General features: G+C 71.7%; 16 protein-coding genes. 10 read left to right on the top strand and 6 right to left on the bottom strand.

Annotated elements, in window-relative coordinates; translation table 11 throughout:
• The first annotated feature begins 49 nt into the window (after positions 1–49).
• Entirely contained in the window at positions 50–598 is a 549-nt protein-coding gene (locus BJ981_RS06390) for a TadE family type IV pilus minor pilin (RefSeq protein WP_311745340.1), read from the top strand.
• 9 nt (positions 599–607) lie between these two features.
• Positions 608–991 (top strand): Rv3654c family TadE-like protein, encoded by a 384-nt coding sequence (locus tag BJ981_RS06385; protein ID WP_260324611.1) that lies wholly within the window; start codon positions 608–610, stop codon positions 989–991.
• Positions 992–1,027: 36 nt separating this feature from the next.
• On the opposite strand, the gene BJ981_RS06380 is transcribed toward BJ981_RS06385, so the two are convergent.
• Positions 1,028–3,346 carry a DNA 3'-5' helicase SftH gene (locus BJ981_RS06380; RefSeq protein WP_184608906.1) on the bottom strand — a complete coding sequence of 773 codons (2,319 nt, stop codon included), beginning with the start codon at positions 3,344–3,346 and terminating at the stop codon, positions 1,028–1,030.
• Positions 3,347–3,501: 155 nt separating this feature from the next.
• On the opposite strand from BJ981_RS06380, the gene BJ981_RS06375 reads away from it, so the two are divergent.
• From BJ981_RS06375 to BJ981_RS06360, 4 genes are all read left to right on the top strand, one after another.
• Positions 3,502–3,852, top strand: coding sequence for an STAS domain-containing protein (locus BJ981_RS06375; protein ID WP_114029683.1), 351 nt, complete (start codon positions 3,502–3,504; stop codon positions 3,850–3,852).
• A gap of 2 nt (positions 3,853–3,854) precedes the next feature.
• Complete coding sequence (locus BJ981_RS06370) at positions 3,855–4,322, top strand: ATP-binding protein (RefSeq protein WP_184608904.1); 468 nt, start codon at positions 3,855–3,857, stop codon at positions 4,320–4,322.
• Positions 4,323–5,291: 969 nt separating this feature from the next.
• Positions 5,292–7,628: a sodium-translocating pyrophosphatase gene (locus BJ981_RS06365; protein WP_184608902.1), complete on the top strand. Its 2,337-nt coding sequence runs from the start codon at positions 5,292–5,294 to the stop codon at positions 7,626–7,628.
• An 89-nt stretch (positions 7,629–7,717) separates the two neighbouring features.
• Positions 7,718–8,200 carry a SixA phosphatase family protein gene (locus BJ981_RS06360; protein ID WP_221314660.1) on the top strand — a complete coding sequence of 161 codons (483 nt, stop codon included), beginning with the start codon at positions 7,718–7,720 and terminating at the stop codon, positions 8,198–8,200.
• Between the two features lie 82 nt (positions 8,201–8,282).
• On the opposite strand, the gene serB is transcribed toward BJ981_RS06360, so the two are convergent.
• Positions 8,283–9,515, bottom strand: coding sequence for a phosphoserine phosphatase SerB (serB, locus tag BJ981_RS06355; RefSeq protein ID WP_184608901.1), 1,233 nt, complete (start codon positions 9,513–9,515; stop codon positions 8,283–8,285).
• 112 nt (positions 9,516–9,627) lie between these two features.
• Between serB and BJ981_RS06350 the strand changes: the two genes are divergently transcribed.
• Positions 9,628–10,473 carry a GNAT family N-acetyltransferase gene (locus BJ981_RS06350; RefSeq protein ID WP_184608899.1) on the top strand — a complete coding sequence of 282 codons (846 nt, stop codon included), beginning with the start codon at positions 9,628–9,630 and terminating at the stop codon, positions 10,471–10,473.
• Positions 10,470–11,345 (top strand): lysophospholipid acyltransferase family protein, encoded by an 876-nt coding sequence (locus tag BJ981_RS06345; protein WP_204070341.1) that lies wholly within the window; start codon positions 10,470–10,472, stop codon positions 11,343–11,345. The genes BJ981_RS06350 and BJ981_RS06345 overlap by 4 nt, the downstream gene beginning before the upstream one ends.
• A 63-nt stretch (positions 11,346–11,408) precedes the next feature.
• On the opposite strand, the gene BJ981_RS06340 is transcribed toward BJ981_RS06345, so the two are convergent.
• The 4 genes from BJ981_RS06340 to BJ981_RS06325 form a co-directional block, all read right to left on the bottom strand.
• A complete protein-coding gene (locus tag BJ981_RS06340) occupies positions 11,409–11,984 on the bottom strand; it encodes a DUF11 domain-containing protein (protein WP_184608897.1) in 576 nt (191 codons plus the stop codon).
• Positions 11,985–12,554: 570 nt separating this feature from the next.
• Complete coding sequence (locus BJ981_RS06335) at positions 12,555–13,121, bottom strand: hypothetical protein (protein ID WP_184608895.1); 567 nt, start codon at positions 13,119–13,121, stop codon at positions 12,555–12,557.
• A 74-nt stretch (positions 13,122–13,195) separates the two neighbouring features.
• On the bottom strand, positions 13,196–14,212 hold the full coding sequence (locus BJ981_RS06330; protein ID WP_184608893.1) for an S-adenosylmethionine:tRNA ribosyltransferase-isomerase: 1,017 nt from the start codon (positions 14,210–14,212) through the stop codon (positions 13,196–13,198).
• The gene (locus BJ981_RS06325; RefSeq protein WP_184608892.1) at positions 14,209–14,895 is read right to left on the bottom strand and encodes an SDR family NAD(P)-dependent oxidoreductase; all 687 of its coding nucleotides are present in this window, start codon (positions 14,893–14,895) and stop codon (positions 14,209–14,211) included. Before BJ981_RS06325 ends, BJ981_RS06330 begins: the two co-directional genes overlap by 4 nt.
• Before the next feature lie 124 nt (positions 14,896–15,019).
• Here BJ981_RS06325 and BJ981_RS06320 point away from each other — a divergent pair, with 124 nt between their 5' ends.
• Both BJ981_RS06320 and BJ981_RS06315 read left to right on the top strand, forming a co-directional pair.
• Positions 15,020–16,153 (top strand): GAF domain-containing sensor histidine kinase, encoded by a 1,134-nt coding sequence (locus tag BJ981_RS06320; protein WP_239139326.1) that lies wholly within the window; start codon positions 15,020–15,022, stop codon positions 16,151–16,153.
• Positions 16,150–16,785, top strand: coding sequence for a response regulator (locus BJ981_RS06315; RefSeq protein ID WP_184608890.1), 636 nt, complete (start codon positions 16,150–16,152; stop codon positions 16,783–16,785). Before BJ981_RS06320 ends, BJ981_RS06315 begins: the two co-directional genes overlap by 4 nt.
• Positions 16,786–16,794 lie beyond the last annotated feature (9 nt).

Below are 16,794 nucleotides of genomic sequence, written 5' to 3'. Positions count from 1 at the left end.
TTGACAAGGGGATTCTTGTGGTCAGGGTGGGGCGGATGGCCGCGTCCCCATGGGTACTTATAGGCCGGGCGGCGTTAGGGAGGCTGCCGTGTTGAGAATGGCCGGATGTCGGCTGCTGAGATGGATTTCTTGTGGGCTCCGGTGCGGGTGCATCGTATTTTCTGTGTTGCGCGGTGTGAATCCGTGCGGCTCTCGGCCTCGGGACAAGGGGTCTGTGACGGCTGAGACGGCGGTGGCTCTACCTACGCTTGTGCTTGTTCTCGGGGCGGCGTTGTGGGGCATCGCGGTCGTCGCCGCGCAGATGGAATGCGTCGATGCCGCTCGGACGGGGGCTCGGGCCGCCGCCAGGGGAGAGCCATTGGATGGCGTGCGTGAGGCCGCCGCCCGTGCTGGTCCCCGTGGTGCTTCGGTATCGGTGGAACGACACTCCCGAATCAGCCGAGTCACCGTCTCCGCCACCATTCAGCTTGGCTGGTCTTTCACCGTCCCACCCCTCTCGGTCAGTGCCTCGGCCGTATCTACGACAGAGCCCGGAGCGAGCGCTCCCGTCATCACGGACGCGGAGACGGGTGCTTCCATGGCCGACCTCAATGAGTGATTCCGAACGATGATCAACTGCAATGTGACCCGCGCAGATGAACCCCTGTCGTGGAGGTGGGATCGGGGCGCGGGGACGATTTGGGTGGTGGTCCTTATGGGGGTTGTCTGGTTTCTTGCCGGGGTCGTGGTCGTCGCGGGAGGCGTGCGGGTGGCGCGTCATCGAGCGCAGGCGGCGGCCGACCTCAGCGCGCTGGCCGCCGCGCGCCACGCGCTCGCGGACCCGGAAGCGGCATGCCGTGTGGCGCACGATCTCGCCCGTGCCAACGGAGCCGCTTTGCGGAACTGCGTCGTCCACGACGGCATCGTGGACGTCACGGTAGCCCTCCAGTTGACCATCCCCTGGCCAGGCCCCCACACCCTCACCGCCACCGCCCGCGCCGGCCCGGTCTAGCCCAATACGGCAACGTGAGCGCAGGGCGTGGGTGGGTTATGGGGTTAGGAGGAGGTCTAGGAGGGTTAGGGCGCCGAGTTTGTTCAAGGGGTCGTTGCCGTTGCCGCATTTGGGGGATTGGATGCAGGACGGGCAGCCGCGGTCGCATTCGCAGGAGGCGATGGCCTCGCGGGTCGCGGTGAGCCAGTCGCGGGCGCGGGCGTAGCCGCGTTCGGCGAAGCCGGCGCCGCCTTCGTGGCCGTCGTAGACGAAGACCGTGAGCAGGCCGGTGTCGAGGTGCAGTTCGGTGGAGACGCCGCCGATGTCCCAGCGGTCGCAGGTGGCGAAGAGGGGCAGCAGGCCGATGGAGGCGTGCTCGGCGGCGTGCGCGGCGCCGCCGAGGTCGAGGCCGTCCGCCCGCAGGGGGGCCACCACCTCGTCGGGCAGCGTCCACCAGACGGCCCGCGTGCGCAGCGTGCGCGGCGGCAGGTCCAGGGGCTCCTCGCCGAGCACCTCGCCGGACTGGAGGCGGCGCTTGAGGAAGGAGACGACCTGGCGGGTGACCTCGACCGTGCCGAAGTGCAGTTCGCCCGGCCCCAACGGGTGGGATCGCACGGACTCCAGCACCGAGATGTCGGTCACGTCCCTGGCGAAGGTGGAGTAGTCGGGCGAGGCGGGCGAGACCAGGGCCACGCTCGCGTCCAGGTCGAGCTGTTCGACGACGTAGGTTCCGCCTTGGTGCAGGTACACCGCGCCGGTGTGCACGGCGGTGTGGGCGGAGGGTTCGTCCACGGTGCCGAGCAGCCGTCCCGTGGACGACTCCACGACGTGCACCGGGGGCCCGCCCGAGCCGCGGATGTCGGCGAGGTCGGCGGCGCGGTCCCTGCGCGTCCAGAACCAGCCCTGGGGGCGCCGGCGCAGGAGACCGCGGGCGACGAGGTCGTCCAGCACCTCGGCCGCCGAGGGTCCGAAGGTGGGCAGGTCGGCCTCGGACAGCGGGATCTCGGCCGCCGCGGCGCACAGATGGGGGCCGAGGACGTAGGGGTTGTCCGGGTCGAGCACGATCGCCTCGACCGGCCGTCCGAACAGGGCCTCGGGGTGGTGGACGAGGTAGGTGTCCAGAGGGTCGTCGCGGGCGATCAGCACGGCGAGGGCGTCCTGCCCGTCGCGGCCGGCGCGGCCCGCCTGCTGCCAGAGCGACGCCCGGGTGCCGGGCCAGCCCGCGATGAGCACGGCGTCGAGCCCGGAGACGTCGATGCCGAGTTCCAGGGCGTTGGTGGTCGCGAGCCCGGTGATGGCGCCGGACCGCAGCGCCTTCTCCAGCGTCCGCCGGTCCTCGGCGAGGTACCCGGCGCGGTAGGCGGCGACCTTGGCGGGGAGCTCGGGTGAGATCTCCTCCAGGTTGCCGCGCGCGATGAGCGAGACCGTCTCCGCGCCCCGGCGCGAGCGCACGAAGGCGAGCGTGCGCACGTCGTCGATCACCAGGTCGGTCAGCAGGTCGGCGGTCTCGGCCGTCACCGTTCGGCGGACCGGCGCGCCGCCCTCGCCCCGCAGATCGGTCAGGGGCGGCTCCCACAGCGCGAAGGTGGTGGAACCCCTGGGAGAGGCGTCCGTCGTCACCTCGGCCATCTCAAGCCCGGTGAGGCGCATCGCCGCGACCGCGGGGTCGCTCACCGTCGCCGAGACGAGCATGAACACCGGACTGGAGCCGTACTTGCCGCATATCCGGCGCAGGCGGCGGAGGATCTGCGCCACGTGAGAGCCGAAGACCCCGCGGTAGCCGTGACACTCGTCCACGACGACCACCTTCAGCCGCCGCCAGAACGACGTCCACGCCGAGTGGCGGGGGAGCATCGACCGGTGCAGCATGTCGGGGTTGGTCAGCACGTAGTTGGCGTGCCGCCGCACCCACTGGCGCTCGTCGGGCGGGGTGTCCCCGTCGTAGGTCGCCGCGCGCACCTCGCCGAGGCCGAGGTCCCCGAGCGACCGGAGCTGGTCGGCGGCGAGGGCCTTGGTCGGCGTCAGGTAAAGGACGGTGCCTCCTGCGAGGATCTCCGACACGGCCGGCACCAGGTAGGCCAAAGATTTTCCCGACGCGGTGCCTGTGGCGATGATCACGTTTTGGCCACGATGTACCAGGTCGGCGGCCGTCGCCTGGTGCTCCCAGAGGCCGTCGACGCCCTGATTTCGCAGAGGGCTGACAAGCCGCTGGTCAACCCACTCCGGCCAGCGCACATGACCCGCCTGACGTGCGGGAACGTGTTCCACATGGGTGACACGCTCCCGGCGTGCGGGCACCGCGAGCAGGCGCGTGAGGATCGGGCCTGGTCGCCTCGAGGATGAAGTAGTCGCAGTCACTGGTTTCCAGTTTGGCATCTTGGGGGAGAGTCGCCCGGAGTCGTGATTTCGTATAGACACGAAGACGGGGCGTGGTTGAATGCCGCGCGTCAGGGTATTGCGCGCTGGGACCTGGGGTCCCGGCATGTCAGACCCCTCGTCGTGGACTCAGCAGGCAAGGCGCTGGAGGATCTGTGGATCTGAAGTTGGACCACCACACCGAAGACCGGCTCACCATCGTGGAAGTCGAGGGTGAGATCGACGTCTATACCGCGCCGAGGCTGCGTGAGCTGCTGATCGACCTGGTCAACAAGGGCAACTTCCACCTGCTCGTCAACATGGAGAAGGTGGACTTCCTCGATTCCACGGGACTCGGTGTCCTGGTCGGCGGGCTCAAGCGCGTTCGGGCGCACGACGGCTCCCTGGAGCTCGTCTGCACGCAGGAACGCATCCTGAAGATCTTCCGGATCACCGGTCTGACGAAGGTCTTCGGGATTTACGCCTCGGTCGAAGAGGCCAAGGAAGCTCACGGCCGAGACAAGTAGTCATGGCCACCGTCGAGCTGACGTTCAGTGCACTGCCGGCTCACGTTCGGACGGCACGGCTGGTCGCGACCGCGATCGCCCGCCGTACGGGGGTTCCGGAGGCGCTGCTGGACGAAGTGCGGCTCGCCGTGGGGGAGGCATGCTCTCGGGCAGTGGAGGCGCACCGCGTTCACTGCCCAGGCGAGCCGATCCGCATCGAGCTGTGCGATGAGTCGGGGCGGTTCGAGGTCACCGTCACCGACTCGGCCCCGAGTGACGACCTCGAACAGGCATACAAGCCCGGGGACGGGCCCCCGACGCCCGTCAACGGGACCGAGCTGGCCAGCCTGCTCCCGGCCGACACCTTGATGTCCGGGTTCGGCATCGCGGTCATCGCGGCGCTGGCCGACGACGTCGAGGTGTACCCGAGTGCCAAGGGGCTGCGGATCAGGATGAGCTGGCCCGCGACCGCCGGCTTCGCGACGGCCTGACGCGGTTCCGCGGCTCTCAGGGGCACGGCGCCGGAGAGGCCTCGTGCCGTACCGGCCCTGAGGCCGGCGTTCCGAGAACTCCGAGCGCTCCGGACGCAGGTCCGAGCGCTCCGGACGGAGCCTGGGCGGACGTCCGGTCCCGGCGGCGCGTGCCGGGATTCCCCCGCGTGACGTCCGGATTCGTACCGCCGAGCCGGTACAGGACGGGATTTCGGGTGCCGTGGCACGTCGCCGGCCGAATCCGCCGCCGTGCCCATGAACCGGCGGCGCCGACGCTCCGGCGCGCAGGCGCGGGGCGAATACGTCCGAACCATCGTGCGCCCTGACCGGCGGCCCGTGAATCCGCCTCCCGCGACGCGCGCACACGGGCGCACGCATTCGCATACGGCGCGATTCCGGCCGTCGAGCACCAAGACGCATATAGCCCGGCCTTCCCCTATCGAGTGGTGAGTGTGGCAGGCGCGAACTCCGGGACACCTGGACGGCCGGTGGCGGCCGTGTGAAATGAGGGTGAAGAGATGGCCGGGAAGGCGTCATGAGGGTATTCGGGAAGGGCTCGGGCGGGGGTCGCCGGAGGGCGGCGCGGGCCAGTCGATCGTGTCCGGGGGAGGGGCGAAGAGGTATGCCCGAGCAGTTCTAGGCACAAAGTTCTGGCAATAAGTTCCTGTCCGAAAACCGGACGCCGGAGCGCATCGTCGCAGGAAAACCGTGTCGTTGCTGGGCAAAGCCCGGCCGCTTACTGGACGGAGGCCTAATTAGCAGTCGCGAGAGGCTTCATATCTGGCGCGTGCCTGCGTAGACTCCCCGCACCGGCCAAGGTTTTGTCCCCGCAGATCGACGACGCCCTGCGGGATCTGCGGACGTTACCGGAAGCGGCACTGCCAATCCAGCTCGGATGCGCGCCGCCCCCCGACTCATTCCGCAGCGCGGTCTGAGCTGTGGACCTACCCGTCTGGCCGAGGAGGACGGATGTCTAGGCTCTATCTCGCCGCTGACGACGCCGCAGCGGTATCCCTTAGCGGTTCCCATCTCACGATCGTGGTCGTGGTCGCCGCGGTGGCGCTGATCGCGCTCGCCGTCGCGGGCGGCCTCGTCCGCGAGGTGCTGGGCGCCGGTCAAGGCACCGAGCGCATGCAGAACATCGCTCGGGCCGTACAGGAGGGGGCTGCCGCGTATCTGACGCGGCAGTTCCGAACTTTGGCCGTCTTTGTAATCCTCATCCCGTTCCTACTCTTGTTGCTGCCGTCGGAGTCGACCGGTGTGGCCATCGGGCGCTCGGTCTTCTTCGTGGTCGGCGCGGTGTTCTCGGCGCTGACCGGGTTCATGGGCATGTGGCTGGCGGTGCGGGGCAACGTCCGCGTCGCGGCCGCCGCCCGCGAGTCCGGCGAGAAGCCGGCGATGCGCATCGCCTTCCGCACCGGCGGTGTGGCGGGCATGTTCACCGTCGGACTCGGCCTGCTGGGCGCGGCCATCGTCGTCTTCATCTACAAGGGCGACGCTCCGAGCGTCCTGGAGGGCTTCGGCTTCGGCGCCGCGCTGCTCGCGATGTTCATGCGTGTCGGCGGCGGCATCTTCACCAAGGCGGCCGACGTGGGCGCCGACCTGGTCGGCAAGGTCGAGCAGGGCATCCCTGAGGACGACCCGCGCAACGCCGCCACCATCGCCGACAACGTGGGCGACAACGTCGGCGACTGCGCCGGCATGGCGGCCGACCTGTTCGAGTCCTACGCGGTCATGCTGGTCGCGAGCCTCATCCTGGGCAAGGCGGCCTTCGGCACCGAGGGCCTGGTCTTCCCGCTGATCGTTCCCATGATCGGTGTGCTCACCGCCATCATCGGCATCTTCACCACGGCTCCGCGTAACGGCGACCGTTCCGGCATGGCGGCCATCAACCGCGGGTTCTTCATCTCCGCGATCATCTCGGCGATCCTGGTCGCCGTGGCGGCCTTCATCTACCTGCCGAGCACGTTCGCCGAGCTGAGCGGCGTGAGTTCCGGCGTGGCGCAGCTCGACGCGGACCCGCGCCTGATCGCCATCGGCGCGGTGCTGGTCGGCCTGGTGCTGGCGAGCGCGATCCAGATCCTCACGGGCTACTTCACCGAGACCAACCGCCGTCCGGTGAAGGAGATCGGCGAGAGCTCGCTGACCGGCCCGGCGACCGTCATCCTCTCCGGCATCTCCGTCGGTCTGGAGTCCGCGGTCTACTCCGCCCTGCTCATCGGCGGCGCCGTCTACGGCGCGTTCCTGCTGGGCTTCGGCAACGTGACGGTGGCGCTGTTCGCCGTCGCCCTGGCCGGCACCGGTCTGCTCACCACCGTCGGCGTCATCGTCTCGATGGACACCTTCGGCCCGGTCTCGGACAACGCCCAGGGCATCGCCGAGATGTCCGGCGACGTGGAGGGCGAGGGCGCGACGATCCTGACCTCCCTGGACGCGGTCGGCAACACCACCAAGGCGATCACCAAGGGCATCGCGATCGCGACCGCGGTGCTCGCCGCGACGGCGCTGTTCGGGTCCTTCAGGACGGCGGTCGAGGGCAAGCTGGCCACCGCCTCGGCCGGGGTGAAGGACGCCCTGGGCCAGTTCTCGTCGTTCAGCCTCAGCGTGGACGCCCCGAACGTCCTCGTCGGCCTGGTCGTCGGCGCGGCGGTCGTGTTCCTGTTCTCCGGGCTCGCGATCAGCGCGGTGGGCCGGGCGGCCGGGCGTGTCGTGTACGAGGTCCGCGAGCAGTTCCGCACCAAGCCCGGCATCATGTCGGGCACCGAGCTGCCCGACTACGGCCGCGTCGTCGACATCTGCACCCGCGACTCGCTGCGCGAGCTGGCGACGCCGGGTCTGCTCGCCGTCATGACGCCGATCGCGGTCGGCTTCGCCTTCGGCTACGCCCCGCTCGGCGCCTATCTCGCCGGCGCCATCGCGGCGGGCACGCTGATGGCCGTGTTCCTGGCCAACTCCGGTGGAGCCTGGGACAACGCCAAGAAGCTGGTCGAGGACGGCCACCACGGCGGCAAGGGCTCCGACGCCCACGCGGCCACGGTGATCGGCGACACCGTCGGCGACCCGTTCAAGGACACCGCGGGCCCGGCGATCAACCCGCTGATCAAGGTCATGAACCTGGTGGCCCTGCTCATCGCCCCGGCCGTCGTGACCTACGCCGACAACGCCGCTCTGCGTATCGGCGTCACGGTGGTCGCGGTGGCGGTCGTCGTGGGCGCGGTCGTGATCTCCAAGCGGCGCTCGACGAGCATCGCCCCGTCGAGCGACGACCCGCGCGCGCGGGTCGAGAGCGAGAAGGTCCCCGGCTGAACGGGGTCCTGACCGCCTGACGCACGAGACGTACGGCCACCGCCCGGGTTGGGCGGTGGCCGTACGCGTGTAATGGGATAGTTGGGGAGATGAACACGCTGATCGTCCTGAGACACGCCAAGGCCGCGCACGTGCCCGGGCTGGCGGACAGGGAGCGCCCCCTGACCGGGCGCGGCGAGCGCGACGCCGGGCGTGCGGGGCGGACGCTGAGGTCGCTGGGGCTGTCTCCCGATCTGGTGCTCTGCTCGCCCTCGCTGCGGACCCGGCAGACCGCCGAGCTGGCCCTGGCGGACCTGGCGCCCTCGGCTCCGCTGCACCTGGAGAGCGAGATCTACGAGGCGTACCCCGACGAGCTGCTCGAACTCATCGGCAGGACCGACGAGGACGTCTCGACCCTGCTGCTCGTCGGCCACAACCCGGGCGTGCACGAGCTGGTGCTGAACCTGTCCCTGTCGCACGACGACGAGGGTTTCCCGCCGGGGGCGTTCGCGGTGCTGGAGACGGACGGCTGGGCGGGCCTCGGCCCGGGGGACGGCCGCGTGGTGCACCGCTGGAGGCCCAAGGACGACTGAGCGCCGCCCGGGCACCCGTGGACGGCCTAGGCGGGCCTGGCCGTCCAGGGACGCGCAGGAGCGGCTGAGCGCCGCCGCGGGGTCAGGCCGGGGCCGGGCCGGGAGCCGCCAGGCCGTCCTCGGCGTCGGCGGCCTCGACCTCCTCGCGCGAGATGCCGAGCAGGTACAGGATCGTGTCCAGGTAGGGCACGTTGACGGCGGCGTCGGCCGCGTCCTGCAGCACGGGCTTGGCGTTGAAGGCGATGCCGAGCCCCGCCGCGCCGATCATGTCGAGGTCGTTGGCGCCGTCCCCGATGGCGACGGTCTGGCTGATCGGGATGCCCGCCTGCCGCGCGAACCGCTCCAGCGCCCGCGCCTTGCCGGGACGGTCGACGATCTCGCCGACGACGCGGCCGGTGAGCTTGCCGTTCACGACCTCCAGGGTGTTGGCGGCCGAGTAGTCGATGCCGAGCTCCTCCACCAGCGCGTCGGTGATCTGGGTGAAGCCGCCGCTGACGATGGCGAAGCGGTAGTCCAGGCGCTTGAGCGTGCGCACGAGCGTGCGGGCGCCCGGAGTGAGCACGACCTCCTGCCGCACGGCCTCGAAGGCGTCGGCGGGGAGCCCTTCGAGCAGGGCCACCCGCTCGCGCAGGGAGGCGGCGAAGTCGAGCTCGCCGCGCATCGCGGCCGAGGTGATCTTCTCGACCTCGTCCATGCACCCGGCGTGGGCGGCCAGCAGCTCGATCACCTCCCCCTGGATCAGGGTGGAGTCGACGTCCATGACGATCAGCTTCTTGGTGCGCCGGAGGAGCCCGGAGCGCTGGACGGCGACGTCGACCTGCTGGAGGACGGCCTCGGCGGCGAGCGCGTGGCGCAGCGCGGCCGGGTCGGCGCCGGAGACCTCCAGCTCGATGCACGTGACCGGCAGGTGGGCCAGGCGTTCGATGCGGTCGATGTTGGCGCCCGCGGCGGCGATGCGACCGGCGATGCCGGCGAGCGCCGCGGGCTGGAGCGGCTCGCCGAGGACGGTCACGTGGAGACGTCCCCTGCGGCGTTTTTCCTTGGTGTCGGTGCCGGTGGCGAGTTCGACCTCCATGCCGAGGTCCTCGGCCACGCGTTCGACGGCGGCCCACATGGCGCCGAGGGTGCCGCCGGTGCCGGTCGGCGGCCCGCCCGCGTACATGACGAGAACGCCGAGCACGAGGCGGCCGCGGATGACGACCTGCTCGACGTCGACGACGTTCACGGGGAAGGACGCCAGCGTGCCGAACAAGCGGGACGTCACCCCGGGCCGGTCGGGACCGGTGAGCGTGATCAAAAGCGTGCGCTGCTTCATCGCGGACAACGCTACCGACCGCTCAGAGTGAACGCGTAAGCGGTTCACCATACGGACGGCAGATAGCCATCTCCGCATGTCTTCATGGGTGTGCCACATGAGGAGGCATGCCATGACCCAGGTCTTCACCGACCGTGTCCACGGCGGTAACGGCTCCGCGCGGGCCGCCGTACCGGCGGATCCCCCCACCTCCGCCCTCCCGCCGTTGGCGGGCGTTCCGGGAGCCGCGAGGCTTCCCGAGCAAGGTCTGACCGACGCGCGCGGGCGGTACACGCTCGGGCTGGCGAGGACGCCGGCCGACCTGCGCGCGGCGCAGCGGCTGCGGTACGAGGTCTTCGCCGGCGAGATGGGCGCCCGGCTGGACTCGCCGGTCTCCGGGCTGGACGTGGACAGGTTCGACGCCTACTGCGACCACTTGCTGGTGCGCGAGGGCGACACGGTGGTCGGCACCTATCGGATGCTGGCGCCGGGCCGTGCCGACCGCCTGTACTCCGACGGCGAGTTCGACCTTTCCGCGCTCTCCGGCATCCGGGGCGGCCTGGTGGAGGCCGGGCGCACGTGCGTGCACCCGGACCATCGCGGGGGCGCGGTGATCGGGCTGATGTGGGCGGGGATCGCCCACTACATGGTGAGTGGCGGTTATGGCTGGCTCGGCGGGTGCTGCTCGATCCCCTTGGACGACGGAGGGGCGGCGGCCGCGGGCGTGGTGGACAACGTCCCGCTGGGCCCCGCGAAGTACCGGGTGACGCCGCACCGGATGTGGCGGGACACGGGCGTGGCCCGGCCGGGAAAATTCGCGGTCCCGCCGTTGCTGCGCGGCTACCTGCGCCTCGGCGCGTGGGTCTGCGGCGCTCCCGCCCACGACCCGGACTTCGGGACGGCCGACTTCTTCGTGCTGCTGTCGCTGGCCAACGTGGACGTCCGCTACCTGCGGCACTTCCTCGGGGTGACCGCGTGAGCTGGCTCCCCGTCGCCGCGTGCACGGTGGGCGGCTGCGTCCGGCCTCCCGCGAGGACGGCGGGCCCGGTCCGGCGGACGTTGCGCGTGCTCGGGGCCCTCGGGGTCGTGGCGGGCGGCGTCCCCTGGTCGCTGGTGGCCCGCCGGTTCGAGGAGCGGCGGCGCGGGCGGATCACCATGCGCTGGGCCCGGCTGCTGCTGCGGGTGCTCGGCATCCGGCTGGAGGTCGCGCAGGGGTTCAGCGTGCTGGGCGGCTCGGCGGCGTCCCCGGCCCCGGTGGCGCCCGATCCCGGGACGTGCGGCGCGCTGCTGGTGGCCAACCACGTGTCGTGGCTGGACCCGCTGGTGGTGGCCGCGATCACGCCGTGCAGGCCGCTGGCCAAGAGCGACATCGCCCGCTGGCCGGTGCTGGGCCGGCTGGTGGCGGCCGGTGGCACGATCTTCATCGACCGTGAGCGGCTCTCGACGCTGCCGGGCACCGTGCGGGACGTCGCGGGCGCGCTGCGCGCCGGGCACGACGTCGCGGTCTTCCCCGAGGGCACGACCACGTGCGGCAGGGCGATGGGGCCGTTCCGCCCGGCGATGTTCCAGGCGGCGATCGACGCGGGCGCGCCGGTGCGGCCGGTCCGGCTGCGGTTCCGCGACGAGGGGAGCGATCCGGCGACGGGGCCGGCGTTCGTGGGCGACGACACGCTGCTGGCGTCGCTGCGGCGGGTGATCGCGGCCCGCGGCCTCGTGGTCGAGGTGACGATGTTCCCGCAGGTCGCCTACGCGCCCGCGGGCGGCGCGACGCGGCGCTCCCTGGCGGGCATCGCGCACGCCACGGTGTCGGGGGACTCTCCCCGCCGCCACGACGTGCTGGTCGCGGCGTAGCGGGACCGGCGCTCACGCCCGGGGGGAGGGCCGCCCGGCGGACGGGCCCTCCCCCCGGTGTGCTCAGCGAGCGATCTTGGTCTTCACCGGCTTGGTGAAGTACCAGCCCTTGACGCCGATCCGCCTGAGCTCGTCACGGCTCAGGTCCTCCGCGCCGGTCGGCCAGTTCCAGGTGTTGACGCCGAGCTTGGCCGTGGCCGTGCCCGTGGCGCCCTTCTTCAGCCGGACGGTGATGGTCAGCCAGGTGCTCTCGCCCTTCTCCAGCGCGTACGGCGGCCAGCACCAGAAGCCGTCGGGGAAGAAGCCGCACTTGGTGCCCTTCGGCCCGTCGTAGTAGACCGGCCCGCGGAGGTTCTTGGGCAGCGTGCCGCCGAGGTAGTAGTCGTCGGCGGTCCAGGGGCCGTTGTTGACGCCCTTGATGCGGTAGGTGATCTCACCGCCACGCTTGGCCTTCTTGGGCCCGGTGACCGTCACCGAGAACGCGGAGTACGGGTCCTCACCGGCGGCCTTGGCCGTCGCGGTGACGGTGCCGCTCTTCGCGCTCGTCGCGGCCGAGGCCGGGAGCGCGGCGAACATCAGGGCTCCCGCCAGCGGAACGGCGACGGCCGTTGCCGCGATCTTGGCGAGCGGGTGACGCATAGGGATTCTCCATGGGGGTGGGGGACAGGACCGGGACCACGCGCTCGGGAACGTTCCCGTGGCACGCGAGCGCGCGGAACGGCACGCCGCGGAGCGCAGGGCTCCACGGCGTCGGACGTGGGTGCGTGGGCCGGGAGACGGGGTCTCCCGGCGATGGGACGAGGAGTCCCGTCGGACGCGCGTGCGGCCGCGCCGGAGCTTCCGGAGGCTCGTCAGCGAAGCCCGCACGTAAACGGCACGTTTCTATCATGATCTACCGGGCGCGTCACACCTTATTTACCATTTACCCGCATATCGTGATGCGAATGTGGACCGCCCCTATAGCGAGGAAGGGGCGGCCGCGCGCTGCGGGTGTGAGCGGGCGGTGACGGAAAGCCCGGGCGGAAAAGTCCGCGCGCCGCCAGCGTCACGGTTCTCGCGTGCATGTATCACACAGCGTTTTGCCGCAATTACCCGACCGCATTTCCGTACTCGGGCCCGGCGCCCCGGAACACGACGAGGCGGCCACCGTCGGGACGGTGGCCGCCTCTGCGAGCGGGCGGCGGGCGCGACGTGGCGCGCCCGCCCGGCTCAGCGCACGATCCTGGTCTTGAACGTCTTCCAGTTGATCTGGTTCTGGATGTCGAGCTTGTTCAGCTCCTCCTCGTTGGTGATGTCCACGCCCGCGGGGACGTCGATGGAGAAGTGGCCGAACTCGGCCACGGCCGTGCCCCTGGTGCTCCTCTTCAGCCACACCTTCACCTTGAGCGAGGCCGAGCGGCCCGAGTTGAGGGTGTCATAAAGGCAGAACAGATCGCGGCCGGAAACCTCGCAGAACGCCTTCGACCTGCTCACCACGCGGATCTTGCTCGCGCCCCGGGGAAGCTTGGCGAAAAGGCCGGCCACGTCGGTCGCCCACTCACCCTGGTTGGTGCTCTTGACCGAATACGTGATCGTGCCGCCGCGGCGCACCGCCTTGTTCCACACGATGCGGGTGTAGAGCGGCGACTGGGGCTTGGCGGCCGCCTGGGTGGTGGTGGCCGTGTGCTGTGCGGAGGCGGCCGTGGTGGTGGCCGCCGAGGCCGGGGCGGCCAGCGAGGCGCCCGCCAGGGCTCCGGCCACGGTGAGAGCGGCACAAGCGGAGAGGTACCGACGCATGGGTGAGAACTCCCGTAGAGGTGACTGAACGACTGACCCATCATGGGGCGGCGGACTTGTAATGTCCTTGTGTGTCACTTTATTGGAAATTTACCCGAGGTGATCAGGTGGACGTCTCCGAATTCATGCCATAGGTAGCCTTCGCCGAGCGCCTCCTCATATGACCGGGAAAGCAGCTCCTCTCCGGCGATGGCCGACAGCATCATCAGATGGCTGGACTTCGGCTCGTGCAGCCCCGTGATCAGGCCGTCCACCGCGCGCACGCCCTCGGCCGGGGTGACGATGTGCGAGGTGAAGCCCGCCGCCGCCCGCACCCTGCCGTGCGGCGCTCCGAGCGCCGCCGTCTCCAGCGCCCGCACCACCGTCGTCCCGACGGCGATCACCCGGCCCTCGGCCTGGTTCACCAGGCGCGCGGTGTGCTCGGGCACCTCGAACCGCTCCGGGTACGGCGGCTCGTCCTTCTCCGGCGAGGCCACGCCGGTGTGCAGGGTGATCGGCGCGACCAGGATCCCCCGGCTGACCAGCGCGGTCACCAGCTCGTGGCTGAACGGCCGCCCCGCGCTCGGCATCTCCGCGCTGCCGGGGCGCACGCCGAACACCGTCTGGTAGGCCGCCAGCGGCCACTCCCGCGGCACGTAGGAGTACCGGATGGGCAGCCCGTGCTCGGCCAGGTACCCGGGGACGTCCCGGTCCAGCGCGGCACGCCACAACCGCGGCGTCTCGCGCTGCAGCAGCCGCAGCGTCGCGCCGCCCGGCAGCGGCAGCCACTCGCCGGGCGCGCCCCCGGGATAGGGCGCCGTGACCCCTCCCACGCGCCGGCGCAGCTCCACCAGCCACGAACCGTCCTCGCGCGCGGTGGAGAAGTGGACCGCCAGCCGGTCCAGCGGCACGGCGGCGGGCAGGGTGATCGAGTCGTTGACGACGAGCAGGTCTCCCGGCCGCAGCAGTTCCGGCAGGTCGGTGAACGTGTGGTGGGTGACCTCGCCGGTCTCGGTGCTGGAGACCATCAGCCGGACGTGGTCGCGGGCCAGGCCGCGGGCCTCCGGCGGCTCGTGGGCCTCGCGGGTCCTGGGCAGCTCGAAGGCGATCACCGGCTCACCCGGCCGCTCTCCGGCCGCCGCTCGACCAGGTCGGCGATGAACGGCGCCACGACCTCGGGGTCGTCGGCGCCCGCGGCCTCCTGCTCGCCCACGGCGTCGGCCAGCATGCGCGTGCGCATCTCGCCCGGGTCCACCGACCAGACGGCCACGCCCGGCTCCTCGACGGCGAGCACGCGCGAGAGCTGGTCGAGCGCCGCCTTGGTCAGGCCGTACCCGCCCCAGCCCTCGTAGGGCTCGACGGCCGCGTCCGAGGTGATGTTGACGACCGCGCCGCCGCGCTCGCGCAGCCCGCGCAGCGTCGCCTGGATCAGTGCCAGCGGCGCGATCACGTTGGCCCGCACGGCGTCGGCCAGCACGTCCAGGGGATAGGCGGCCAGCGGCGGCAGCGGGACCGCGCCGAGCGTCCCGGCGTTGTTGACCAGCAGGTCCAGGCCGCCGAAGTCGTTGGCGACCCGCGCGAGGGCGTCCCGGTGCGCGGGGTCGGTCACGTCGCCGGGCACGGCGGTGGCGCCGGTCTCAAGCGCGGCATTCTCCAGGTCGGCGGCGCCGCGCGCGGTGATGATGAGCTGCCAGCCCCGGGCGGACAGCTCCCGCGCGAGGGCCAGTCCGAGGCCGCGGGAGGCGCCCGTGACCAGCGCCGTGCGCCGCGGGGTGGAAGGGGTGTCATCGGTCATGCCCCGACGCTAGGAGCGCGCCGCCGCCGGGACATCGGGCCCGCGACCGGCTCCGTCCTGCGCTCATGGGCCTAGGACCAACGGCGGAGGCCCCGTGCCCGGCGCGCCCGCCTACAGTGTGGGCGTGACCTCGGAACCGTGCGGCGAGCGCGACGCCGTCCTGCACGCCGTCAGCTCGGCGGTGCTGGCCGTCACGCGCCACCTGTCGGTCCGCGAGGTGCTGCAGGTCATCGTCCGCTCGGCCAGGGCTCTGCTCGGCGCGCGGTACGCCGCGCTCGGCGTGCCCGACGAGGACGGCTCGTTCGCCGAGTTCGTCGCCGAGGGCGTCAGCGACCGGCAGTGGGAGGCCATCGGCCCGCTGCCCCGCCAGCACGGCATGCTCGCCGCGATGCTCCGCGACGCCACCCCGGTGCGCCTGCCCGACATCCGTGATGACCCGCGGTTCGAGTGGTGGCCGAGCGCGCATCCTGTGCTGAAGGACTTCATCGGCGTCCCCATCCGGGACGGCGACCAGGTGCTCGGGATCATCTTCCTGTCCAACAAGCGCACCCCCGGCGGCTTCACCTCCCATGACCAGGACCTGCTCACCCTGTTCGCCGCGCACGCCGCCATCGCCCTGACCAACGCGCGCCTGTACGAGCGCGGGCGCGAGCTCACGGTCGTCGAGGAGCGCACCCGCGTGGCCCGCGAGCTGCACGACGCGGTGACGCAGAAGCTGTTCTCGCTGCGGCTCACCGCCCAGGCCGCCGCGTCCCTGGTCCACGGGCACCCCGGGCGCGCCCTGGCGGAGATCGAGCGCGTGGAGCGCCTGGCGGGCGAGGCGCTGGCCGAGCTGCGGGCCGTGATCGTCGAGCTGCGCCCGGCCGAGCTGGACCGGCACGGCCTCGTGGAGGCCCTGCGCAAGCACGTCGCCCTGCTCGACCGCCTCAACCCCGAGACCGTCTCGTTCAGCGCCGCGGGCGAGGCGGGCGACCTGCCCGCGGCCACCGAGGTCACCGTGCTGCGCGTGGCCCAGGAGGCCGTGCACAACGCGCTCAGGCACGCCGGCGCGTCCTCCATCGCCGTGCGGCTGAGCATGCCGGGGTCGCGCCTCACGCTGGAGATCAGCGACGACGGCGACGGCTTCGACGTGGACGCGCCCGTCCGCGGGCTCGGCCTGGTCTCGATGCGCGACCGCGCCGAGGAGGCCGGCGGGGCGCTGCGCGTGTCCTCGGAGCCCGGCGCGGGCACCACCGTCCTGCTGGAGGTCCCCGCGTGATCCGGGTGCTGATCGCCGACGACCACCCCGTCGTGCGCCAGGGGCTGCGCACGTTCCTCGGCCTGCAGGACGACCTGGAGGTCGTGGGCGAGGCCGCGGACGGCGCCGAGGCCGTCGAGCTGGCCGCCTCGCTGGCCCCCGACGTGCTGCTGCTCGACCTGAAGATGCCCGTGCTGGACGGCCTCGCCGCGCTCGGGCGGCTGGCCGAGCGCGGCGTCGGGGCGCGGGTCATCGTGCTGACGTCGGTGAGCGACAAGGGGGACGTCGCGCCCGCCATGCGCTCGGGCGCCGCGGGCTTCCTCTACAAGGACGTCGACCCGGCGGCGCTGGTGCAGGCGATCCGCGCGGTCCACGGCGGCCAGGTGCTGCTCGCGCCCGAGGCGGCCGACGCCATGCTGGCCGGTCCCGGCGCGGAGGCCGGGCGGGCCCCCGAGCCGATCGCGGTGCTGACCGAGCGGGAACGCGAGGTGCTGGCGCTGATCGCCTCGGGCCTGTCCAACCGCGAGATCGCCAGGGAGCTCGTCGTCGCCGAGAAGACCGTCAAGACCCACGTCTCCAACGTGCTGATGAAGCTCGGCGTCCAGGACCGCACCCAGGCGGCGCTCTACGCGGTGCGCCATGGCCTGGCCTAGGACGGCCGG

The organism is Sphaerisporangium krabiense, assembly GCF_014200435.1.
Taxonomy (GTDB): Bacteria; Actinomycetota; Actinomycetes; order Streptosporangiales; family Streptosporangiaceae; genus Sphaerisporangium; species Sphaerisporangium krabiense.
Note: the sequence above shows the minus strand (reverse complement) of the source record. Positions and strands in the feature narration are given on the sequence as shown.

Bases quoted from the DNA above. Each gene is read 5' to 3' on its own strand.
- BJ981_RS06390 (WP_311745340.1), top strand. From the start codon at position 50: ATGGGTACTTATAGGCCGGGCGGCGTTAGGGAGGCTGCCGTGTTGAGA.
- BJ981_RS06350 (WP_184608899.1), top strand. From the start codon at position 9,628: ATGACCCAGGTCTTCACCGACCGTGTCCACGGCGGTAACGGCTCCGCG.
- BJ981_RS06340 (WP_184608897.1), bottom strand. From the start codon at position 11,984: ATGCGTCACCCGCTCGCCAAGATCGCGGCAACGGCCGTCGCCGTTCCG.
- BJ981_RS06370 (WP_184608904.1), top strand. From the start codon at position 3,855: ATGGCCACCGTCGAGCTGACGTTCAGTGCACTGCCGGCTCACGTTCGG.
- BJ981_RS06325 (WP_184608892.1), bottom strand. From the start codon at position 14,895: ATGACCGATGACACCCCTTCCACCCCGCGGCGCACGGCGCTGGTCACG.
- BJ981_RS06360 (WP_221314660.1), top strand. From the start codon at position 7,718: ATGAACACGCTGATCGTCCTGAGACACGCCAAGGCCGCGCACGTGCCC.
- BJ981_RS06365 (WP_184608902.1), top strand. From the start codon at position 5,292: ATGTCTAGGCTCTATCTCGCCGCTGACGACGCCGCAGCGGTATCCCTT.
- BJ981_RS06380 (WP_184608906.1), bottom strand. From the start codon at position 3,346: ATGCCAAACTGGAAACCAGTGACTGCGACTACTTCATCCTCGAGGCGA.
- BJ981_RS06385 (WP_260324611.1), top strand. From the start codon at position 608: ATGATCAACTGCAATGTGACCCGCGCAGATGAACCCCTGTCGTGGAGG.
- serB (WP_184608901.1), bottom strand. From the start codon at position 9,515: ATGAAGCAGCGCACGCTTTTGATCACGCTCACCGGTCCCGACCGGCCC.
- BJ981_RS06335 (WP_184608895.1), bottom strand. From the start codon at position 13,121: ATGCGTCGGTACCTCTCCGCTTGTGCCGCTCTCACCGTGGCCGGAGCC.